Source organism: Flavobacterium restrictum, assembly GCF_007097245.1.
Taxonomy (GTDB): Bacteria; Bacteroidota; Bacteroidia; order Flavobacteriales; family Flavobacteriaceae; genus Flavobacterium; species Flavobacterium restrictum.
This window is the reverse complement of record NZ_VJZT01000013.1, coordinates 95598-119159: the sequence shown is the minus strand read 5'-3', so window position 1 is coordinate 119159 and position 23562 is coordinate 95598. Positions and strand designations below refer to the sequence as shown.

The window sequence follows — 23562 nt, the reverse complement described above, 5'->3', positions numbered from 1 at the left end:
TATTATTGTGGATATTGGGTTTAAGTTTGAGCCTCTTTTTTGTTTTTGGTGTTTATAATGCAGCAAACCAAAAAAAAGTTCCTCTACCATTAATTGGTTTTCTGTTCGTTACCAGATTTAATTTTATTAAATTTTGAAGTGTTTATTATCTTCATTGGTAAGATAGCGGTACTTGTTTTGGTTCTAAACCTAAAAAATAAGACAATAAAAAGAAAAACTAGAGAGAAGTTAAAAGAAAATAATTTTTAAATTGTTTAAACCCAATTAGAATATAATGAATAAGAGAAAAGGATTAGTATGCGATAATCAAAAATATTTTTCAAGGTTTTTAAATTATGAATTCAAGGATGATTTTAGTTTTGATGTATATAGAGATTTTGAACATTTAGATCATAATGACTTAAATGACTATTCAGTAATAATATTTGTAGTCTATTTAGAAGAAGAATTATTTGATCTGATGAAGGTATATAAAAAAGAAATTCCTCTAATAGTTTGTACTTTTAACAAGAAAATATTAGGACAATTGCAGCAAGTTGAAGATATATTTTTGGTTGATAGTTCTAAACTTCGATCTCAATTAATAACTGATATGAAATATTGTTTTAACAGCTTAATCAATGACTAAAAAGCATAAAAAAATAGTATCAGTAATGGAAAAAGGAGTTTAAAACTTCTTAACTCTAAATTTTTTTTAATTGACTTAAGTATTTTTTATATAATTATAATTTAAAGGATAGCCAGTATTTGTTTAATAAGAAGCATATTGAATTATTTTACATAGGTGTTTGAAGTGAAATGTTTTAGATTTAAATCCGATATTTATAAAATATAATTAAAAATCTACAAATCCATAAATAAAAATCCCTAAACAAACTGATTTTCAGTATGTTTAGGGATTTTTTTGTGACCTTGACTGGATTCAAACCAGTAACCTCTTGAGCCGTAATCAAGTGCGCTATTCAGTTGCGCCACAAGGCCTAATTGCGATTTAGTTTACTGTAAAAAGTGAACGTGTTTGCGGGTGCAAATATAGTGATAAATGTGTAACTTGCAAGCGTAATTTTGTATAAAAATAAAAAAAAATGGCATTAGAAAATTATATACGTGATATTCAAGGTTTTCCAAAAGAAGGAATTTTGTTTAAAGACATCACCCCCTTGCTATTAGACTCAAAGGCACGATTAGAATGCCTTGAAATACTAGTTTCAACCCTAAAGGATAAAAAAATAGATAAGGTAATTGGGGTTGAAAGTCGTGGTTTTTTCTTTGGGATCTTGCTGGCGCAAGAATTGAGTGTGGGATTTATTCCTGTTCGGAAACCAAACAAATTGCCTTTTGCAACTCTTTCGGCTTCCTATGATTTGGAATACGGTAGTGATACTTTAGAGATTCATTGTGATGCGATTCAAAAAGGGGAACGAATTCTAATTCATGATGATGTTTTGGCTACTGGTGGCACAGCCAAAGCTGTTTGCGAATTGGTGGAACGTTTGGGTGGTATCATTGTTCAATGTAATTTTATTATGGAACTCACTTTATTGAACGGTAGGGCCAAGATTGCAGGAAACGAAATTTTTACGGCGATAACCTTTTAACCTAAAGCGCGAGCGGTTACATAATACCGATAGCCAATAATGGCGAGTTGCCACTTTTTGGCTTTCGCCAAATCCAACCGCTGTTTGGTAAAACTGGGTAATATAAGTTTGTTGATTTTGGCTAAAATTTTAAACATATGTTGATTTTTTTCAAAGATATAAAAAAAGACGGTCCTGATAATGAACCGTCTTTTGTGCGTTTTGAAATGAAGCTATTTCTAGTCATTATTTTTTTCCATTGCCTCTTGGTATTTTTCTAATGCTTCTTCATATAGTGCCATTTGTTTTTCGTAAATGGCTTCTCTTTTTGCCATTATTTCTTCAATTTCTTTTTCGTAGGCACTCATGTCTGGTTCAAAAGCTTCCATTTTTTCTTCAAATTCCTTCATTTTTTTGTGATATTGCGACATTGCTTTTTTGTCGCCAGTATTTGAGGGAAGATTTGGAGGTGTTGGCATTTTAGACATATCCGGTGCTGGTGCTTCAGGCATCGGGCCATCTGGAAATTTAGGAGGTGAAGGAGGTATTAATTTGTAATTTTTTTTGGTCGTTATTGTAATTCTTTTTTCGTTTTTATTGACATCCATTTTGTCAATATTATTTTGATTCAAGGCAATAAATTCCTCTTCATTTACTTTTTCACCATTAATATAAAGCTCGTTTTCCGAAAGTAGTTTTGCATATTTTTTGGTAGTAATTCGGATTTCAGGATTTTTCGTATTTTTAACTACATTCATACTTTCTATAGTATTAGGATCCAGTGAATTCATTGTTGATTGATCTGATTCGGATCCATCAATTATAATTTTTGTGTTAATTGGTGTAGACGTATTTGGAATACTGCTATTACTTTCTTTAAAAACAGTTTCGTTCAAATTATGGTCTTCAATAAAATTTATTTCTAGAATTCCATTCGAGTTTTTATTAATTGTAATATTAAAAGGTTTGATGGCAGTGGAGCTTCTTATGGTTCTATTTTCGGAAATTTCAGTGCCTTTTTTTAATTGTATTGCGATAGCAGTTAACTCGTTATTGGTATTCCTTTTAAATCCCGTAAAACGAACTTTTATTCCGAAATTTTTTTCAATAGTTGCGGCTTTTTCAAGTAACTCGGCTTCCGATGTGTTTTTAGTAATGGTGTACATGTCAATACCATTTTCATTTGTTTTTTCTTGGAGTGTATTTTGCTTTTTTTCCTGCGCAATAACTTTTATTTGGTATAAAAATACAAAGGCAACTAATGCCGGAAGAATAATGAAATACTTCCAAGAACTCCATTTTTTTGATTGATTTTTGTTTAACATAACGATTCGTTTTTTGATTAATGATTGATAAAAATGATTGGTAATGGCAACACAATTTCCGTGTGTTGTTATTTTTAAAAGCGTGAGTTGATAGGCTTTTTTGTCGGATATTTTTTTGGTTGCTTCGCTATCAGCAATAAATTCTAGGTTTTGTAAAATGGCATTTTTATACCACCATATAAATGGATTGAACCAAAAAAAGATGCAAAAAACCCTCGTGACCAATACGTCAAGTGTGTGATTTTGTTCGCTGTGAATTTTTTCATGTTCCAAAATATTTTCTAATTCAGCAATGCTGTACAGTGATGAGTTGTAAACAATAGTGTTGAAATACGAAAACGGGGCTATGTTTTCATCAAGGTCAATTAAGATATAATCAGCTTGTTGTTGCCTGGTTTTGCCTTTTAAAACACGTTGCAAGCTATAAAACTCTTTGCCAAATTGCAGTATTAAAAACACAATTCCAAGGCTGTAACAAATACCCAAAATCCAAAACCAGTTGAGGTCAAAGGAATCATTTTTGGGAGCTATTGAAACTGGAATTTTTGACCAATTACTTGTGAAGTGTGTTGGGTTTATCCAAACAATTTTGGTAAAAACGACCATTGGCAAACACACTGAAGTGAAAAGTCCAGCCAACAAAAACCACCTGTTGCTGCTAAAAAAGGTGTCTTTACGTAACAAAAAATGGTAGGCTAAATAAAACAATACCATCAATCCACTGGATTTGAGCAGGAAAATAAATAGCGTTTCCATACTTATTGTTTTTGTTCAATCAAGGCTAAAATCTCACGCAATTCCGCGGCTGAAATTTTTTCTTCTTTGGCAAAATGGGTGACCATATTTTTATACGAGCTGTCAAAATAGTTCTCGATAGCCGTATTCATAAAGCGTTTTCGATAGGCTTCAAGACTAACAATTGGGAAATATTGGTGGGTGTTTCCAAAGGCGTTATGGGCAACAAAACCCTTCTCTTCGAGGTTGCGGACAATAGTCGAAAGGGTGTTGTAATGCGGTTGCTCCTCGGTAATTTCGGCAAGGATTTCTTTTACAAAAGCTTTTTTTAGCTTCCATAAAATGTGCATGATTTCCTCTTCTTTATTGGTTAGTTTTTGCATGATGTTTTAATTTGAAACAAACATACAACTATATTTGTAGTTAAAAAACTAAAAATATAGTTATTTAACTATTTTTTAAGTTTAGATAAACGAAATTAGTGCTAAATAGAATTTAAAAACTTGATAAACAGTATTTTGATTTTTTAAATAAATATGTGAATTCGATTTGAATGAGCAAAAAACTATTTTTTACACCAATGCTTTCTTACTTTTAACAGTGCATAATTTTTGCAACCACAGGCAACACAACACCGCAATAAGCCCCAATGTTCCCATCAAAAACCAATTGGTTTGATAACCAAAATGACTAATGACATCCATACCCGTTTTGGAACTGGCAATGTGCGCCAAACTAAAACTCATTGTGAAGAGCGCCATGTAACGTCCCTCATGCCCTTTGGGTGCGCGACTTAACGCAAATGAATTCGAGAATGGAAAAATAAACATTTCGCCAAAAGTGATAAAAAACATCCCAAAAATTAAAATACCAGCCCAACTGTTGAGTAATAGGGTAAAAAAACTGATGCCCATAAGTAGTGAGCCCCAAGTAATAATTTTGAGTTTTGGTACTTTTTTTCGTTCCAAAGTGCTTACAATTGGCATTTCAAAAAGGAAAATAAGCACACCATTCAAGGACAGTAAAAGTCCACTTTGAAATTCGGTTAAACCAAATTGCTCGTGATGGTACAGCGGTAAAGTCGTGAAAAGTTGAAAGAAAAGAATTGCGGTAACAAAACACACAAAAAGGAAAATCCAGAATATTTTGTCTTTAAAAACCGATGCTACAGGGGCAGCAAGAGCGGCATGGTGCGCCTCGTTTTTGAGGCTCTTTTTTTCTTTTATCAATACCGCAAAAATAGTAATGGCAATCATACACGTGGCAGCATCGACCCAAAAAAGGCCTTTGTAGCCCAAGCCCATAATGATTAATCCGCCTAATGCTGGACCAGCGGTTAAACCTAGATTTACGGCAAGTCGCACTAATGTTAAGGCTCTGGTGCGGTTTTCGGGTTTGGCGTAGGTGTTTAACGAGACAAACATGGCGGGCCGAAACATGTCAGCAACCATCATTACGGCAAACATTCCCATACACAAACCCCAAAAAGTAGTGATGTATTGCAAAAAAAACAGCATCAAACCACTGGTAAAAAGACTAAAAATCATGATTTTATAAAAACCTATTTTATCCGATAATTTGCCACCCAACCACGATCCTAACATAGATCCCAAACCAAAAGAAACCATAATCCAACCCACTTGGCTGTAGGTAAAATGCAAGTTTTCTTTAAGGTATTTAGACAAAAAAGGCAAAACCATAGTGCCAGCACGATTGATAAAAGTGATGGCAGCGAGTATCCAAACTTCCCGTGTAAAGCCTTTGAAATTATTAATGTAGCGGCGTAGACCAGTTTTGAGCATGTACCAAAATGTATTTGTAATGTAGCTGTTTTGAAATAAACTATCCGAATTTATTGCTATTATTTTGTTCCTTTTTAAGACAAAAAAGAGCAGAAGCACCCACTAAAACGTACAATTTATTTTGAAACAGTTGCAAAGGTAGGTAAGTTTGTGCATTGCCTCTTTGTAGCATTATAACTTTAAACTATTTTTGCATAAAATAAATAAAAATGAGAACACTATTAGCGTTGTTTTTTTTGGTTGTATTTAATTTTAGCTATTGCCAAGATAAATTTGATATTGATGTGGCCAAAAAGTTTCAAAAAGAGTTGAATACAGAATATGCCGATGCGAAAACGAGTCCGCTATTGCCAGAGGATTTGGCTACTTTTAAAGTATTGGATTTTTATCCAATAAACGAAAAATTCTTTGTAATAGCTCGATTTATTCGAACCAAGAAGGAGAAACCTTTTGCAATGGCAACTTCTACGGATAGAAAACCAATGTATGTAAAGTACGGTGAAGCTTATTTTACTTTGGATAAAAAAGAATTCAAATTGAATATCTATAGAAACATTGCCCTTTCGAAAGAGAAAAAATACAAGGATTATTTATTTTTGCCTTTTTCGGATTTGACATCGGGTAGGGAGAGTTACATTGGTGGGAAATATATCGATTTAAAAATCCCTGCTGGCGATACGATTTTCATTGATTTTAATACCTCTTACAACCCATATTGTGCATACAGCCACCGTTATTCCTGCCCCAAAGTACCGCTAGAAAACGATTTGGACGTCGAGATAAGAGCAGGTGTAAAAAAGTTTCACGACTAATGGAGTTTTTCAATTTACATACGCACCTCTTTACGAATCAGGCCTGTGTGAAGGAGTTGGTGAATCAATATCCGCAGGAATTTGATGGAACTATTCCTTTTTATTCTATTGGAATTCATCCTTGGTTTATTGTCAAAGAGCGGTTAGAAAGTGATTTAGCCATTATCGAAAGTAAATTGCAAGAGCCCAATTGCTTGGCAGTTGGCGAATGCGGATTAGACAAACGCATCGAAATCCCAATGGAATTACAAAAAATCGTTTTTGAATCACAATTGCTTTTGGCACAAAAACACCAAAAACCAGTCGTGATTCATTGCGTGGCGGCTTTTCAGGAGTTGCTGGCGATAGTCAAACAATTAAAAATAACGGTTCCTATCGTGATTCATGGTTTTTCAAAAAAACAAGCATTGGTAAACGAACTTTTGGCCAGCGGTTGCTACATTTCCTTTGGGAAATATTTGTTGCAAAATCCCGAGTTGGAGTCGGTTTTTAAAAGCATGCCAATGGATCGTTTTTTCTTGGAAACTGATACCGCTCAACAAGGAATCGAAGTTGTTTATGCCCTAGCAGCAAGGTATAAAGGAATACCTATGGCGGCACTTCAACAACAAATAAATACTAATTTTGAAGCCGTTTTTAAAATAAACAAATAACGAACAGTAGTAATAAATACACTTTTATCATGGCGGAATGGACAGAGAGAGCGGCACTTTTATTTAAAAAAGAAGGATTACAGAATTTGCAAAATGCCAATGTAATGGTCGTTGGGTTGGGCGGAGTAGGCTCGTTTGCCGCCGAGTTTTTGGCTCGTGCCGGCGTAGGAAGCATGACGATTGTCGATGGGGACGTTGTTGATATTACCAACATCAACAGGCAATTACCCGCCTTGCATTCCACCATTGGACAGCCCAAAGTGACCATTGTTGGAGATCGATTAGTAGACATTAATCCCGAATTGAAATTAACTCGGGTACAAGAATTTCTTTCGCCAGAGCGTGCTTTTGAAATTGTTTCGGAGGAGTTTGATTATGTTTTGGATTGTATTGATAGCGTTACACCAAAACTCAATTTGATTATTGCTGCCAAACGAAAACGAGTAAAAATAATAAGCAGCATGGGGGCAGGTGGCAAAATGGAAGCTTCAAAAGTAAAAGTCACCGATATTACCAATACTGTGAATTGTTTTTTTGCCAAAACCATTCGCAGACGCTTGAAGGAAGTAAAAATCGATAAACTAAAAGTTGTTTTTTCATCCGAAATTCAAGACGAATCGAGCTTAAAAATGACTGATGGGTCTAATTTTAAAAAATCTTTTTATGGTACCAATAGCTACATGCCTGGTTTATTTGGACTGTATGCCGCTGAAACAGTGATTCGATATTTGCTTAAAAAGGAGTAGGGAGTGAGGGTATTAAGAGTTATAGGTTAGTAGTTGGAAAACTGTTATAATTTCAAAACTCAATTTCAAAACCTTTAACCCCTGACCAATAACTCCTAACGAATAACTCCTAACAAATAACCCTTAACTCTTAACACACAACAAAAAAATGATACAAACCGTAATTTTCGACATGGATGGTGTAATTGTCGACACTGAATTGGTGCACCGATATGCATATTTCAAGCAATTTGAAGAGTTGAATATTACTGTCCCCGAGGTCATGTATACCTCACTTACAGGATTGTCTACTCGGAATACGTTTCAAAAACTGAAACAAAATTTTGATATAAATCAAGAAGTGGAAGATTTGATTTTACGAAAAAGAGCCATTTTTAATGATGCTTTTGACAACAAAGAAGATTTAGATTTATTAGAAGGCGTTGGCGTTTTAATCAAAAATTTACATCAAAACGGAATCCAATTAATTGTGGCTTCTTCGGCATCCAAAGTGACGATTAATCGTGTTTTTACTCGGTTTAATTTGCACCAATACTTCTCTGATATCGTGAGTGGCGAAGATTTTCCAAAATCGAAACCCGATCCAGCTATTTTTTTGCATGCCGCCAGTTTATCGGTTGCACCAAAAGAGAATTGTATTGTCATTGAGGACAGTACCAATGGGGTAAAAGCGGCCAATGCGGCGGGGATATTTTGCATAGGATACCATAGCGAACACTCCAAAGACCAAGATTTAACAACAGCGAATCTCGTAATTAGTCATTTCAATGAATTGAGTTTTGAAAAAATAGCTTCAATTGATTCTAAATTAGCGAATAATTAACAACTAGACGCAATTGAATTTGTAATTTTGAAAAAACATCTAAAACCCTACTTATGAATAAAATACTTATTGCCCTCGCTATTTTTATTGCCCATTTTACGCTTCAAGCGCAAGTAAAAACACCACAAGCAAGTCCCAAAGCTACAGTTTTTCAAACAGTGGGTTTGACGGATGTTGAAATTGTGTATTGCCGCCCCGCAGCACGAGGTAGAGCTGTTTTTGGTAATTTAGTTCCCTTTGGCAAACTTTGGAGAACTGGAGCCAATGAAAATACGACTATTTCCTTTAGTGATGATGTGGTAATTGATGGAAAAACTCTCAAAAAAGGAAAATATGCGATTTATACCATTCCAAAAATTGAAAGCTGGGAAGTGATTTTTTACAACACAACCGATAATTGGGGAACTCCAACTGAATTTACCGATGCTAATGTTGTTTTGCGAACTACCGTAAAGGAGGATGCTTTGCCTAAAGCCGTAGAATCCTTCACGATAGGAATTGGAGCTATTGACGCTAATTTTGCCTATCTCGAAATGGCTTGGGAAAACTCATCGGTAGCTTTGAAATTTGAAGTTCCAACCCAAAAAACGACCCTTTTGAATATTGAAAAAGCACTGGCTGGCCCAGCAGCTAGCGATTATTTTTCGGCAGCACAGTATTATTTCCAGTCAAACGGCGATAGTGTAAAAGCCAGAATGTATATTGACAAAGCATTGGAATTGAGTGCTGATAAACCGTATTTCTACAGCCGATTAAAATCATTAATTCAAGCGAAACAAGGCGATAAAAAAGGAGCAATTGAAACCGCAAAAGTCTCTCTCGCTGCTGCGGAAATTGCCAAAAATCAGGATTATGTAAAAATGAATAAAGACAGTATTGCCGAGTGGAGCAAAAAATAATGCTACTTCATTTGGTTTAAAACCGAATTAAATTTCACCAAGAAAATCTCGCTTCAGGCACTATGAAGCGAGATTTTTTTTGGATTATTGTCGATTCTACAACATAAAGGAGCATTGATTGAAATTCACAGTAGGTATAACAAGTTAATTTATAGTACGATACCATTTTTTTATGATTGGTATGGTATTTTTATTTATTTTAGCAATTATTAAGAGGTTTAGTAATAAAAATACTTTTAAAGATAAATTTAAGTTCTTGTTGGTATGAAAAAATGGTTTGTTGTCTTGTTTTTTATTTTAAAAAGCTCCCTTTTTGCTCAAAACACGGAGCAATCTATTGTTATTAAAGATTTTCAAACGAATCTTCCCATAGAAAATGCGACCGTAATTATCATGAAAACAAAACAAATTTTGTTAAGTAATAAAGACGGAAAAGTAACCTTTATGCTCAACGGAGCTTCTAATGTGCAAGTATTTCAGGCAGCTTATGTTACTCAAACCATTCGCTGGACTGCTTTGAAACAGAATCAAAATACGGTTTATTTAAAAAATAAATACACCAAATTAGATGAAGTTATTGTGACCAAAGAAAATCCTCAAAAAATTCTCCAAGCTTTGGTTACCAATTCTATAAAAAAGTTAACTATTCCTGCCCAATTAAAAGTCTATGCTCGCGAGTTTTTTAAGCTCAATGGCGCTTATGCCTATTACAATGATGGGTTGATTAATTTTCAATTGGTAGCCAATCAAAAAAAGGTTACTACTACTTTATTAGTCGAGCAAAACAGGTCGTATGGGCTGTTAGAGCAAGAGGTAAGCCCTGATTTATTGGGTTACAATTTGAATACTATAATGGAAAATTATTATAGTTTTAAGTATTTAAAACCCGTTTTGGAACCCAAAGCAACCAAGGATTACGATTTTATTATCAAATCTTTGGCAGCGAATAGCGATTATTATGTGATGACTGTTATTCCTTTGGACGAATCCAAAAAAGCGGTGGACAATTTTGAAATTATTTACGATCCTAGTAAAAAAATAATTTTAGAATATGGTTCAAAAACCAGTTCAAAAGCATTGGCGAAAGTCAAAGAAAAAGGGATTGTAGGTTCAAAAAATAGAACAAAATCCGAATTTAAAGTAACCTACAGAATTGATGGAGCTAATTATTTTTTGTTAACATCCAATGAAGAAATTGGGTATGATCTTGTTTTGAAGGATAAAATAAAAAGCATCGAGGTGCGCAATCATTTTATTACAACTAGTTTTAACAAACAAAATTTCACCTACACCGAAAGTGATGTTTTTAGAGAGAAAACCCTTTTTAACAAAAAGAATACTATTTTGACCAATTATTGGGATGTTTCCGGATTTGCCACCACCGAAGAGGAGCAAGCTATTATAAAAAAGTTAGAATTCAGATTGTAATTGGGTAGTTTTTTTTAATATAAAAAGCAGTAAAGTAGTAAAGTAGTAAATTTATAAATAGTTAGCAGGTATTTGATTAGCAAAAAAAAAAAACAAGCACAAAAAAATCCTGAATTAAATAAATAATTCAGGATTTTTTTATGCGGTTATTTTTTTTAGAATTTGAATCCTAATCTAGCATAGTAATACGCTCCATTGAATCCCATTTGAACAGCATCCCAATAGCCACCAGCTTCGGTGTTTCCTTGTTCATCTTGTTTATCAGGATAAACATTGAATAAGTTATTGCTACCCACGGTTAATTTTAATTGCTTGTTTAATTGGTATCCAAAAGTTAAATCAGTAGAAATTTTAGCAGAATAAACATCATCCTCTCCACCATAATCTACCAAAACTACTTTGCTGAATCTCGTGAAAGCCAATCCTGAATCAAACTTTTTGTTGGCATAATTAAGATTTAAACCAAATTTATTTTTTGGTGCCGAAGCCAATAAAAAGGCTTGTTCACGAGCTCCAAAAAAGGTTTCAGCATCCAAATTACCGTTGTTTACTTTGGTAATTTTCATGTCGTTAATGTTCCCAACCAGAGTTGCACTCACGTGAGCATCACCAATATGTTTTTTCCAAGCTAACACAAGATCTAGACCAAGAGTTTTAGTATTAGCAGCATTGGCAAAAAATTGCGCTTGATCTACTCCTAAACCTTTTCCAGACGCATCAAAATAGCTGGTTAAAACGATTCTGTCTTTTACTTTGATCATGTAACCGTCTACAGTTGCAGTAAAATCGCCAAAATTAGCAGTTACACCTAATGAGCCATTAACTGCAGTTTCTTCTTTTAAATCTTGAATTCCAAACGATTTTGTTACAGGACTGTTGTTTGGAGAAAGTAAAATTTCGGTTGCACCACCAGCATCAATATTAGTAAAATGCAAACCGTAGTAGGACTGCACTAACGATGGAGCACGGAAACCGGTACTCACAGATCCTCTTAAATTTATGTTTTTCGTAATTTTAAGTCTAGAAGCTAATTTACCATTGATGGTACTACCAAAATCACTGTATTTTTCAAAACGGGCAGCACCACTTACCATGAATTCTTTTGTGATATCAAATTCAGAGTCAGCATACAAGGAAAGGTTGCTTCGGTTTTTATCAACCACATTGCTAGGGCTATATCCAGGAAAACCTTGAGAACTACCTGGTCTAGGATCGCCAGAAATAGGATCAATTGGAGGCGATTGTGTTGCTGGATTTGTAATAGGTTGTCTGTTGATGTCATACGTTGTGTACGCACCTTGTTCGCCTGCAAAAACGATGAAATTTTCGGTACGGTATTCTGCTCCAAAAGCTAAATTCATACCTTCCAATACGGTGCTATAGTTTTTTGAGAAATCAAAATTAGTCGTATTTTGAGCTAAACTGTGTCCACCTGCATCAAATTCTAGCGGAGACGCTTCTAATAAAGAAGGATTCATGGTTCCTTTTATAGTATAATGAAATTTATTGATTCCATAGGTATTGCTAATGTCTACTTTCCAACCGCTAGCTGTTTCAGTAGTTACTCCAGCTGTAACAGAGTTGTCAAGAATAATAGAGGTAATTCTTGGAGTATAGCCACCCGGATAAACGGATTCTACTACATTCGCACCGCCACTATTTCTAGTAAAGGCATACGCATCCGTATCTCTGTAATTTCTACCTGCAAAAGCATAAAATTTAGATTTTTCAGATATTGGAACCGCCATGTTAAGAGAAAAATTATAACTATCCATCGAAGCTTCTCCAAAACCTTTACGGAAATCATAACCAGGACGCAATACTTTTTCTTTAGTAAAATATTCAGTAGTAAAATTTGCAAATCCACCTTTATCCCCTATAGCAACACCATAGTTGGCACCTATTTTGATGGTATTTCCATCAAAGGATTTGTTTTTTCCATAGGTATTTCCATTTCCATTTTCGTCTAATCTATAGTTTTTAGTATTAGCAGTTCCAGGAAGAAAATCACCTTTGGCATTAGTATTAAAAGTACCGTAAGTGATAGATCCTGTTAATTCATCGATATTGTCATTCAATACAATATTGATTACACCAGCAATCGCATCAGAGCCGTATTGTGCCGCAGCACCATCTCTTAATATTTCAATTCGTTTTATCGAAGAAGCGGGAATAGCATTCAAATCCGTTCCAGTATTTCCTCTACCACGAGTACCGTAAATGGTTACTAGTGAGGATTGATGTCTTCTTTTACCATTAATCAATACTAATGTTTGATCAGGTCCCATTCCTCTTAAAGAGGCTGGGTCAACGTGATCCGCACCATCAGATCCGGATTGTTTATTAGCGTTAAAAGAAGGAGCAATGTATTGTAATAACTGATTAATTTCAATTTTACCACTTTGTGTTGTAAGCTCTTTCATACTGATAATGTCAATAGGAACAGCCGAGTTCACAACGGTTCTTTTACTATTTCTAGAACCCACAATTTGCACTTCTTGTAATTCTTGTCCTCCCTCGGATGCTAAATCAACATTTAGGATTGAACCCGTTGCATTTTTGGAAACGGACTTGTATCCAACATAACTAAAAATAAGAGTGGCACCTTCTTGAACTTTTATCTTGTAAGTACCATTAATATCCGTAGAAACTCCATTGGAAGTCCCTTTTTCAACGATGTTAACTCCCGGTAAACCGCTACCAGAGTTGTCTTTTACCACACCAGAAATTTCTTTTTGAGCAAAAAGGAAAAAGGTGTTTAGGAAAAAAAACAGTAAAGTAATTTTTTTCATAATGAATTGAGTTTGGTTTTTAAATGGTTTTAATTGGGTCAAATATACTATTTTAGTGCTATAATGTTAGCTTTTTGTTCAAAAACCTGCATAAAAGTTAATAAGATTGTATTTTAAGACATTTTTGTTTAACATCCTTTTTTTAAATCTTATATTTGCAAACTTTAAAAATAGGGAACTTAAAAAACGCAAATCAGGAAGCTAGTAGCTGTAAATTATCATATTATGAAAGCAGGAATTGTAGGATTACCAAATGTTGGAAAATCAACATTATTCAATTGTTTATCCAATGCCAAAGCGCAAAGTGCCAACTTTCCGTTTTGCACCATCGAACCCAATATAGGTGTGGTTAATGTGCCGGATCCAAGAATCGAAAAGCTAGAAGAATTAGTAAAACCAGAGCGCGTGCAAATGGCAACGGTAGATATTGTAGATATTGCAGGATTAGTCAAAGGAGCCAGTAAAGGCGAGGGTTTAGGCAATCAATTCCTAGGAAATATTAGAGAATGCAATGCTATTATTCACGTTTTGCGTTGTTTTGACAACGACAATATAGTACACGTAGATGGCAACGTAAACCCTATTCGGGACAAAGAAACCATTGATATTGAGTTGCAATTAAAAGACCTTGAAAACGTAGAAAAACGTTTAGAAAAAGTAAATCGCGCTGCCAAAACCGGTAACAAAGAAGCCCAAACCGAAAAGGCACTTTTGGATCGCATTCGCGAAACCCTGCTTCAAGCCAAATCCGCCAGAACCATAACGCCACAAAACAACGACGAAGAAGTCTTGATGGAAGGCTTTCAATTAATTACCGCCAAACCCGTTTTGTATGTGTGTAATGTTGATGAGAACTCCGCTGTTACAGGAAATAAATATGTGGATCAAGTGCGCGAAATGGTTAAGGACGAAGACGCCGAAGTCATAATTCTTTCCGTAGGTGCCGAGGCCGACATTACCGAACTCGAAAGCTACGAAGAACGTCAGGTGTTCTTGGAAGACATGGGATTGACCGAGCCAGGTGCATCGGTTTTGATTCGTGCAGCGTATAAATTATTGAAACAACAAACCTATTTTACCGCAGGTGTAAAGGAAGTTCGTGCCTGGACAATAAACATTGGATCCACCGCACCACAAGCTGCTGGGGTAATCCACACCGATTTCGAAAAAGGATTTATCCGTGCCGAAGTAATTGCCTATGAGGATTTTGTACACTACGGATCCGAAGCAAAATGCAAAGAAGCAGGAAAATTCAAAGTCGAAGGAAAAGAATACATCGTTAAAGATGGTGATGTAATGCACTTTAGGTTTAATGTGTAGCTTTTAAAGCATCCTTTTTAAGTAATAAGTACAGCCTGCAAGAGTAATTTTGCAGGTTTTTTTGGTATAATAATTGTTTGGATTTTATTTTAAATTCATTTTTTTTAGACCTAATGATTATGAAAAAATATCTTTTGATTCTCGCAGCTTTTGTTTTTATTTCATGTAAAAAACATCGTGCAGAGCCTTTTGGGCTTAACTTTTATTTTGAAAATCCACAACCCATAAACGATGCTGAATTGTGTAAAATCCCCAATAAGTTTCAAGGATTGTATAAGAGTCCTGATAATGTTTTTATAAACATCAATGAAAATAGCATTCTGTTTGAAAACTATTATACTTTCCGACTTCATAAAAACACACTGGATTCTCTAAAACAAGAGTTTGATTTTTCGAATGGAAAATACATTTCAAAGATAAATCATAGCATTTATGTTATTAAAATAATAGGAGATTCGGTTGAATTATCGAACAAAGACGTAGATACTTTTTTTGTTTTTTCAAATACCCAAAAAGCCAAACGATTTAATGGGCAATTGGTTCTTAATTTCAAGGATTCTATTTATTGGAAAGTAAAATCAATATGTTTAGAAAAAAATATTTTGAAAATAAAGTATATCTATTCCGATGAAGATTTAAAAAAAATGGATTCTTTGACAAAAATAAAATCAACAAGAATTGATTCTAGTTCTTTTATAATTAGACCTTCAAGAAATGAATTTAAACAAATTTTAAATTTAAAAAATTTAGTAGAAGATAGCGAATACAAGAAACAAACAAAATAATTTTCATTACTTTTATAAAAAAAACACACCATGAAAATCATCGCCTTTGCAGGAAGCAGCAGTCAAAATTCAATCAACAAACAGCTCGCTACCTATGCCGCCTCCCTTTTTGAAAACTCCGAAGCAGAAGTTTTAGACCTAAACCAGTACACGATGCCTTTGTACAGCGTCGATTCCGAAAAAGAAATCGGGCAACATAATGTAGCAAAAACCTTTATCGAAAAAATTGCAGCTGCCGATGTTTTAATCGTATCGCTAGCCGAACACAACGGCAATTACGCCACAGCATTCAAAAACACCATCGATTGGTGCTCCAGGATTGACACCCAATTTTTTCAACAAAAAACAATGTTGCTCCTAGCCACATCCCCAAGTTCAAGAGGCGCCATCACTGTTTTGGAACTCGCCAATAGCAATTTTCCTCGTTTTGGAGCCGCCATAAAAGGCTCGTTCTCCTTACCAAGTTTCAATACCAATTTCGATACCGAAAAAGGCGAAATTTCCAATCCCGAATACAACCAACAATTAAAAGATCTTGTTGCAGGATTTTAAACCACAAACGATAAAAATACTTTCACACCGTATCATTCCAAAAAAAATCTACCTAAATATGCGGAGTCTGCGTGCAAATTAAACTCGTAGACTCTGCCTGTTTTTGCGGATTTTCCAAAAAAACAAACCGAAAATTTGCCGCACTATTTCAAAACCCATTTTTAGTTCCCTTACCTCTTGACGTTTTTTCAAACCTAGCAGCATTTTAAATCCCAAAAAATAGCAGCACAAAATACAACAATATGCGAAAACAATTTGGTGCAAAACCCTCAAAATCCGACTTGGCCAACTATTCCAAATCCGAGCATTGGAACGGCAGTATTTTCAAAAATCTGCAAGAAACCACAATGGATTTCCGCCTATCCCAGCTTCCAAAATTCTTCTACAAACAATTTTTTCAAACCAACGGGCGCACACCCAGCAATCCCTTGCCAATAGAAGCTTTTGACCCCAAAAACTTCGACAAAAACAATCCCGAAATGCAAAGTATTTGGTACGGACACTCCACCATATTCATGCAATTAAACACCAAAACAATACTCATCGATCCCATGTTTGGCCCCGATGCAGCCCCCATTGCCCCCTTCAAAGTCAAACGATTCAGCAGCAACACTTTAGACCTAATCGACGCCTTTCCAACAATCGATTTAGTCCTAATTTCCCACGACCATTACGACCATTTAGACCACCAAAGCATCCTCCGATTAAAACAAAAAACCAAACAATTCTACGTAGCCCTAGGCGTCAAACGCCACCTCGTGGGCTGGGGAATCCCCGAAAACATTATAACCGAATTCAATTGGTGGCAAACATCACTTTGGGAAGGCATCACCATTACCTTTACCCCAACCCGCCATTTTTCGGGTCGAGGCCTCACCGATCGAGCCCAATCCCTTTGGGGCGGCTGGGCCTTAAAAACCCAAACCCAAAACCTTTGGTTTAGCGGCGACAGCGGCTATGGCACCCATTTTAAAACCATAGGCAACCGCCTCGGCCCCTTTGATTTTGCCTTCATGGAATGCGGCCAATACAACCCCAATTGGCACCAAATTCACATGTACCCCCACGAAAGCGTCCAAGCCGCAATCGATGCCCAAGTCCAAAACATGATGCCCGTACACTGGGCCGGTTTTGCCCTCGCACAGCACCATTGGACCCAACCCGTATCGCTATTTATACAAAATGCAACCGCCAAAAACTGCTCATTTACAGTACCAAAACTAGGCGCCGTTTTCCAATCCCAAAACACCCATTATACAAACTGGTGGGACATTTAAAACAACAAAGCTCCTTTGGGCGTGACCCATCAATTATCCAATCATTTACCACAAAACAGACGGGAATTTTTTAACATTTTGTATCAATAGCAAAGCAATCGCTTCTTTCAGAATCATTCCCAAATCGCAAATCTAAAATCTAAAATCAATTCCCCTGTCAATATCATTCTTAATAACTTTACAGAATCTCACTTTCAAAATTTATTCAGAAAGCTTACATTAGCACATTCTAGGTCTTTACAAAAGCTAAAGACCGAATAGAACGCAGTTAAATTCCATAAAATTCCACCATGTCCGATCAAAATCAATACAACGAAGATAATATACGCTCTCTCGACTGGAAAGAACACATCCGTATGCGTCCCGGAATGTACATAGGTAAACTTGGCGATGGTTCCTCGCCAGACGATGGAATTTACATTCTGCTTAAGGAAGTTTTTGACAATTGTATTGATGAGTTTGTCATGGGAGCAGGCAAAACCATTGAGTTGAGCATCAAGGACAAAACTGTTTCAGTGCGCGATTATGGTCGGGGTATTCCGCTTGGAAAAGTGGTGGATGTGGTTTCCAAAATGAATACTGGTGGAAAATACGATTCCAAAGCCTTCCAAAAATCGGTGGGATTAAACGGTGTCGGAACCAAGGCCGTCAATGCGTTGTCCAACTATTTTAGGGTAGAATCCGTTCGGGACGAGAAACAAAAAGCCGCAGAATTTTCGGCAGGAAACCTAGTACTCGAAGAAGATATTATCGATACCACCAAGCGAAAAGGAACCAAAGTAACCTTTATTCCAGACGAAGCCATTTTTAAAAACTACAAATTCCGTTTGGAATACGTGATTAAAATGGTCAAAAACTATTGTTACCTTAACAACGGTTTGACCATCTTGTTCAACGGCGAAAAATACCTTTCGGAAAACGGACTTCGGGATTTGTTGGAAGAAACCATTCATGCCGACGACCTAGAATACCCCATTATTCACCTCAAGGACCACGATATAGAAATAGCCTTAACGCACAGCAAAACCCAATATTCCGAGGAGTACCACTCGTTTGTAAACGGGCAAAACACTACGCAAGGTGGTACACACTTGGCAGCCTATCGGGAAGCATTGGTCAAAACCATTCGGGAATTTTACAATAAAAGTTTCGAGGCATCCGATGTCCGAAAATCCATCGTAAGTGCCATCAGCGTCAAGGTGATGGAGCCTGTATTTGAGTCGCAAACCAAAACCAAATTGGGATCTATGGATATGGGATCCGACGATGGAACCCCAGCTGTGTCGGTGCGTACGTTTGTCAACGATTTTGTAAAAACCAAATTAGACAATTTTTTGCACAAAAATCCCGCCACTGCCGAGGCCTTGTTACGCAAAATTTTGCAAGCTGAACGAGAGCGAAAAGAACTATCTGGAATTCGGAAACTGGCCACCGATCGTGCCAAAAAAGCCAATTTGCACAACAAAAAATTGAGAGATTGCAGAGCCCATTTGCCCGATACCAAACACCCCAAAAACCTCGAAAGCACCTTGTTTATCACCGAGGGAGATTCGGCTTCGGGATCCATTACCAAAAGTCGTGATGTAAACACCCAAGCGGTTTTTAGTTTGCGTGGAAAACCGTTGAATTCGTACGGAATGAGCAAAAAAATTGTGTATGAAAACGAAGAATTCAACCTCCTGCAAGCCGCTTTGGACATCGAAGATGGATTGGAAAAATTACGCTACAACAACATCGTAATTGCCACCGATGCCGATGTCGATGGCATGCACATTCGCTTGTTGTTGATCACTTTTTTCTTGCAATTTTTTCCAGAATTAATCAAAGAAGGGCATTTGTATATTCTGCAAACCCCACTTTTTAGAATCCGAAACAAAAAAGAAACCATTTATTGCTACTCCGAAGAAGAGCGATTGGCAGCCATGGAAAAACTAAAACCCAAACCCGAAATTACTCGTTTTAAGGGATTGGGTGAAATATCGCCCGATGAGTTCAAAAATTTTATTGGCGAAACCATTCGCTTGGATCCTATTATGATGGACAAAAACACCTCCATCGAGCAATTATTATCTTTTTATATGGGCAAAAACACACCCGATCGTCAGGATTTTATCATCAAGAATTTGAAGGTGGAATTGGATGTGATGGAGGAAGTCTAAAATTGTTTTAAATTTAAAAAAATTTGTCAAAAGAAATTCAAAATAAAGCATTGTTCAAACAAGTGGTCGAGCTATTACAAAATGCACGACAACAAGTTTTGCGTACTGTAAACTCAACAATGGTTTACACGTATTTTGAAATTGGAAGAATGATAGTTGAAGAAGAACAATGCGGAAAGAATCGTGCCGAATATGGAAAACAAATTCTAAAAGGGCTTTCGGAACAACTAACAAAGGAGTTTGGGAGAGGGTTTTCCGTAGTTAATTTAGAGAATATGAGGAAATTTTATTTAGCGTACTCAATTTCCGAATCACTGACTGGGATTTTGCAAATCCCAAAACCCCAATCACTGACTGGGATTTTGAAAAACTTAAATTCATCAGCACAGACTACGAATTCTGAAACTGAAAAAACGGAATTACAGATTTTATTTTTCAAACTAACGTGGACACATTACATTTTTTTAATGCGAATTGACGACGAAAACGAAAGACGTTTTTACGAAATTGAGTCCGAGAAAAACAATTGGAGTGTTCGAGAACTCAAACGCCAGTACGATACTGCACTTTATGTCCGATTGACTTTGAGCCGTGATCCAGTAGGGGTTTTGAAACTTTCGGAAAAAGGACAAGTTATTGAACAGCCTAAAGATATTATCAAAGATCCCTATATTTTGGAGTTTTTGGGATTGCCAGAACTACATCGCTATTCCGAATTGGAATTAGAGGAGGAGATTATTAATAAATTAGAGCATTTTTTACTGGAATTAGGAAACGGATTTACTTTTGTTGCCAGACAAAAAAGAATCACTTTTGATGATAAACACTTCCGAATAGATTTGGTTTTTTATAACCGAATTTTAAAATGCTTTGTACTAATTGATTTGAAAATAGGCGATTTGAAACATCAGGACTTGGGTCAAATGCAAATGTATGTTAACTATTACGACCGAGAAATGCGTTTGGAGGACGAGAACAAAACCATCGGGATTGTGCTTTGTCAAAACAAAAGTGATTTAGTTGTAGAATATACTTTGCCCGAAAATAACAAGCAAATTTTTGCCAGTAAATACAAAACAGTTCTTCCAAGCAAGGAGGATTTAATAAAATTAATTTCGGAATCAAAATAAATGAAAGACGAAGAAGACGATAACACCATCCCAGAAGGGCAAGACGACAACAACTTGGCAGATAATTCTATTGATGACAATCAAGAAAAACATTCCGATGAAATTATCGAAGTAGAAGCCAAACATTTTGAGGGCGGACATTTCTACGAGAACGACGAAAACTCCGAAGACACCATAACCAAAGTTACTGGAATGTACAAAGATTGGTTTTTGGACTACGCTTCGTATGTAATCTTGGAGCGTGCAGTTCCCGCTATTGAGGACGGTTTCAAACCAGTGCAGCGTAGGATTATGCACTCGCTCAAGGAGTTGGACGACGGTCGGTACAATAAAGTAGCGAACGTAGTTGGGCACACCATGCAGTACCATCCGCACGGCGATCAAAGTATTGGTGATGCGATGGTGCAAATTGGTCAGAAAGAATTATTGATTGATTGCCAAGGAAACTGGGGGAATATCCTCACGGGTGATGGAGCTGCGGCTTCTCGTTACATCGAAGCGCGTTTGAGTAAATTTGCCTTGGAAGTGTTGTATTCGCCAAAAATTACCGATTGGGGTGTTTCCTATGATGGGCGTCGAGCCGAGCCGAATAATTTGCCTGTAAAATTTCCGCTTTTGTTGGCTTCGGGAGCCGAGGGAATTGCGGTGGGACTTTCGACCAAGGTTTTGCCTCACAATTTTAATGAGTTAATTGATGCTTCTATAAAAATTCTGAAAGGAAAACCGTTTACTTTATATCCTGATTTCCTGACCCAAGGAATTGCTGATGTATCCAATTATCATGATGGTATGCGTGGCGGACGGGTTCGGGTTCGTGCCAAAATTGGACAATTGGACAAAAATACGTTGGTGATTACCCAGATTCCGTTTTCGACCAATACTACGACTTTGATTGATAGTATTTTGAAAGCCAACGAAAAAGGTAAAATCAAAATCAAAAAAATTGAGGACAATACTGCTGCCGAGGTCGAGATATTAATCCATCTTTTTCCAGGAGTTTCACCCGACAAAACTATCGATGCTTTGTTTGCCTTTACGGCTTGCGAAACTTCGGTAGCGCCTTTGGGCTGTGTGATTGAGGATAATAAGCCGTTGTTTATTGGGGTTTCGGATATGTTGAAAATTTCGACCAATAGAACCGTTCAATTGCTCAAAAGTGAACTCGAAATTCAGTTGAGCGAACTTGAGGAGCAATGGCATTTCTTGTCCTTGGAACGCATTTTTATAGAAAACAAAATATACCGTGACATTGAGGAAAAAACCACTCGCGAGGATGTAATTCAGGCTGTTGATGATGGGTTGAAACCGCACATCAAACACTTAAAACGCGCTGTAACCGAAGACGATATTCTCCGATTATTGGATATCCGAATTATGCGAATATCCAAATTTGACAGCAATAAAGCGCAAGACAAAATCGAAGCCTTGGAAGGGAATATCGAGCAAGTAAAACACGATTTGGAACACCTAATCGATTTTGCTATTGCCTATTTTGCCAAGCTAAAAGAAAAATACGGAAAAGGGCGAGAACGCCAAACCGAGTTGCGTATTTTTGACGATATAGAAGCGACAAAAGTCGTGTTGCGAAATACCAAATTGTACGTCAATCGCGAAGAAGGTTTTGTAGGAACTAGTTTAAAAAAAGACGAATACCTCACGGATTGTTCGGATATTGATGATGTAATTGTTTTTCTTCGGGATGGAAAAATGATGATTACCAAAGTCGATGCCAAAACATTCGTTGGAAAAGACATTATTCATGTTGCTATTTTTGACAAAAGTGACAAACGCACCATTTACAATATGATTTATCGGGACGGAAAATCGGGACCAGCGTACATTAAGCGATTCAATGTATCGGGCGTTACCCGTGACAAAGCCTACGATTTGACCAATGAAGCTGCAGGTTCCCAAACGCTTTATTTTTCGTGTAATCCAAATGGAGAAGCCGAAGTAATTACCATCTTGTTGCGCCAAGTAGGAAGCGTTAAAAAGCTGAAATTTGATATTGATTTTGCTTCTTTGGCCATCAAAGGGCGTGCTTCCAAAGGGAATTTGGTTACCAAATATCCGATCAAGAAAATTGAATTGAAGGAGAAAGGGATTTCGACTTTATTGCCACGAAAAGTGTGGTTTGACGATACCGTGCAACGCTTGAACGTAGATGCTAGGGGAGAGTTGCTGGGCGAATTTAGACCTAGTGATAAAATTTTAGTGATTTCACAAGCCGGAAAAATCAAAGTCATTACACCAGAATTAACCACTCATTTTGACGAAGACATGATTATTTTGGAGAAATGGATTCCCAAAAAACCCATTTCGGCTATTTATTTTGATGGTGAAAAAGAGCGGTATTACATCAAACGCTTTTTGGTGGAAACCGAAAACAAAGAGGAATTATTTATTACCGAGCATGCTAACTCTAAATTAGAAATTGTTGCCACGGATTATCGTCCTGTAGCCGAATTGGTTTTTACTAAAATAAAAGGGGTTCAAAAAGAGAATATGACCGTAGATATAGAATCTTTTATTGCCGTAAAGGGATTTAAAGCCCTAGGAAATCAGCTAACTGCCGATAAATTAAAACAGGTAAATTTACTAGAACCCTTGCCTTATGAAATTCCTGTTGAAATTATTCCAGAGGAATTAGAAGTTCAAATAACAGCTGATGATACTCCTATACAACTCGATGATGATGGACAAATTACGCTATCGTTAGAGTAAACCTAGAATTTAAAATCCGCTAT

The 23562-nt window shown here is 36.4% G+C and carries 20 protein-coding genes and 1 tRNA gene; 15 read left to right on the top strand and 6 right to left on the bottom strand.

Going from position 1 to position 23562, the window contains the following annotated elements:
- Positions 1 to 274: 274 nt before the first annotated feature.
- Positions 275 to 628: a hypothetical protein gene (locus FNW21_RS12525; protein ID WP_144257094.1), complete on the top strand. Its 354-nt coding sequence runs from the start codon at positions 275 to 277 to the stop codon at positions 626 to 628.
- A gap of 279 nt (positions 629 to 907) precedes the next feature.
- On the opposite strand, the gene FNW21_RS12520 is transcribed toward FNW21_RS12525, so the two are convergent.
- Positions 908 to 981, bottom strand: a tRNA-Arg gene (locus FNW21_RS12520).
- A gap of 104 nt (positions 982 to 1085) precedes the next feature.
- Between FNW21_RS12520 and FNW21_RS12515 the strand changes: the two genes are divergently transcribed.
- A complete protein-coding gene (locus FNW21_RS12515; protein ID WP_144257093.1) occupies positions 1086 to 1598 on the top strand; it encodes an adenine phosphoribosyltransferase in 513 nt (170 codons plus the stop codon).
- On the opposite strand, the gene FNW21_RS12510 is transcribed toward FNW21_RS12515, so the two are convergent.
- The 4 genes from FNW21_RS12510 to FNW21_RS12495 form a co-directional block, all read right to left on the bottom strand.
- A complete protein-coding gene (locus FNW21_RS12510; protein ID WP_144257092.1) occupies positions 1595 to 1735 on the bottom strand; it encodes an SsrA-binding protein in 141 nt (46 codons plus the stop codon). The genes FNW21_RS12515 and FNW21_RS12510 overlap by 4 nt on opposite strands.
- Positions 1736 to 1816: 81 nt before the next feature.
- The gene (locus FNW21_RS12505) at positions 1817 to 3658 is read right to left on the bottom strand and encodes a M56 family metallopeptidase (RefSeq protein ID WP_144257091.1); all 1842 of its coding nucleotides are present in this window, start codon (positions 3656 to 3658) and stop codon (positions 1817 to 1819) included.
- A gap of 2 nt (positions 3659 to 3660) precedes the next feature.
- Entirely contained in the window at positions 3661 to 4020 is a 360-nt protein-coding gene (locus FNW21_RS12500) for a BlaI/MecI/CopY family transcriptional regulator (RefSeq protein WP_144257090.1), read from the bottom strand.
- 189 nt (positions 4021 to 4209) lie between these two features.
- Positions 4210 to 5439, bottom strand: a complete 1230-nt coding sequence (locus FNW21_RS12495; RefSeq protein ID WP_144257089.1) for an MDR family MFS transporter — start codon at positions 5437 to 5439, stop codon at positions 4210 to 4212.
- Between the two features lie 209 nt (positions 5440 to 5648).
- Between FNW21_RS12495 and FNW21_RS12490 the strand changes: the two genes are divergently transcribed.
- The 6 genes from FNW21_RS12490 to FNW21_RS12465 all read left to right on the top strand — a co-directional run bounded on the left by FNW21_RS12490 (position 5649) and on the right by FNW21_RS12465 (position 10800).
- Positions 5649 to 6251 carry a DUF1684 domain-containing protein gene (locus FNW21_RS12490; RefSeq protein ID WP_144257088.1) on the top strand — a complete coding sequence of 201 codons (603 nt, stop codon included), beginning with the start codon at positions 5649 to 5651 and terminating at the stop codon, positions 6249 to 6251.
- Positions 6251 to 6904, top strand: a complete 654-nt coding sequence (locus FNW21_RS12485; RefSeq protein WP_144257087.1) for a TatD family hydrolase — start codon at positions 6251 to 6253, stop codon at positions 6902 to 6904. Before FNW21_RS12490 ends, FNW21_RS12485 begins: the two co-directional genes overlap by 1 nt.
- A gap of 29 nt (positions 6905 to 6933) precedes the next feature.
- Complete coding sequence (locus FNW21_RS12480) at positions 6934 to 7650, top strand: tRNA threonylcarbamoyladenosine dehydratase (RefSeq protein WP_144257086.1); 717 nt, start codon at positions 6934 to 6936, stop codon at positions 7648 to 7650.
- A gap of 148 nt (positions 7651 to 7798) precedes the next feature.
- The gene (locus tag FNW21_RS12475) at positions 7799 to 8473 is read left to right on the top strand and encodes an HAD family hydrolase (protein WP_144257085.1); all 675 of its coding nucleotides are present in this window, start codon (positions 7799 to 7801) and stop codon (positions 8471 to 8473) included.
- A 53-nt stretch (positions 8474 to 8526) separates the two neighbouring features.
- Positions 8527 to 9372 (top strand): DUF2911 domain-containing protein, encoded by an 846-nt coding sequence (locus tag FNW21_RS12470; RefSeq protein WP_144257084.1) that lies wholly within the window; start codon positions 8527 to 8529, stop codon positions 9370 to 9372.
- 264 nt (positions 9373 to 9636) lie between these two features.
- Complete coding sequence (locus tag FNW21_RS12465) at positions 9637 to 10800, top strand: hypothetical protein (protein WP_144257083.1); 1164 nt, start codon at positions 9637 to 9639, stop codon at positions 10798 to 10800.
- Between the two features lie 155 nt (positions 10801 to 10955).
- Here the strand turns inward: FNW21_RS12465 and FNW21_RS12460 are convergent, their stop codons facing one another.
- The gene (locus tag FNW21_RS12460; RefSeq protein ID WP_144257082.1) at positions 10956 to 13592 is read right to left on the bottom strand and encodes a TonB-dependent receptor; all 2637 of its coding nucleotides are present in this window, start codon (positions 13590 to 13592) and stop codon (positions 10956 to 10958) included.
- Positions 13593 to 13817: 225 nt separating this feature from the next.
- Here FNW21_RS12460 and ychF point away from each other — a divergent pair, with 225 nt between their 5' ends.
- The 7 genes from ychF to FNW21_RS12425 all read left to right on the top strand — a co-directional run bounded on the left by ychF (position 13818) and on the right by FNW21_RS12425 (position 23539).
- A complete protein-coding gene (gene ychF, locus FNW21_RS12455) occupies positions 13818 to 14912 on the top strand; it encodes a redox-regulated ATPase YchF (protein WP_144257081.1) in 1095 nt (364 codons plus the stop codon).
- Between the two features lie 119 nt (positions 14913 to 15031).
- Positions 15032 to 15697, top strand: a complete 666-nt coding sequence (locus tag FNW21_RS12450; RefSeq protein ID WP_144257080.1) for a hypothetical protein — start codon at positions 15032 to 15034, stop codon at positions 15695 to 15697.
- 30 nt (positions 15698 to 15727) lie between these two features.
- Positions 15728 to 16249: an NADPH-dependent FMN reductase gene (locus FNW21_RS12445; RefSeq protein WP_144257079.1), complete on the top strand. Its 522-nt coding sequence runs from the start codon at positions 15728 to 15730 to the stop codon at positions 16247 to 16249.
- A gap of 242 nt (positions 16250 to 16491) precedes the next feature.
- Entirely contained in the window at positions 16492 to 17526 is a 1035-nt protein-coding gene (locus tag FNW21_RS12440; protein WP_144257078.1) for an MBL fold metallo-hydrolase, read from the top strand.
- 290 nt (positions 17527 to 17816) lie between these two features.
- Positions 17817 to 19685, top strand: a complete 1869-nt coding sequence (locus tag FNW21_RS12435) for a DNA topoisomerase IV subunit B (protein WP_144257077.1) — start codon at positions 17817 to 17819, stop codon at positions 19683 to 19685.
- A gap of 23 nt (positions 19686 to 19708) precedes the next feature.
- Positions 19709 to 20815, top strand: a complete 1107-nt coding sequence (locus FNW21_RS12430) for a PDDEXK nuclease domain-containing protein (RefSeq protein ID WP_144257076.1) — start codon at positions 19709 to 19711, stop codon at positions 20813 to 20815.
- Entirely contained in the window at positions 20816 to 23539 is a 2724-nt protein-coding gene (locus FNW21_RS12425) for a DNA gyrase/topoisomerase IV subunit A (protein WP_144257075.1), read from the top strand.
- Positions 23540 to 23562 lie beyond the last annotated feature (23 nt).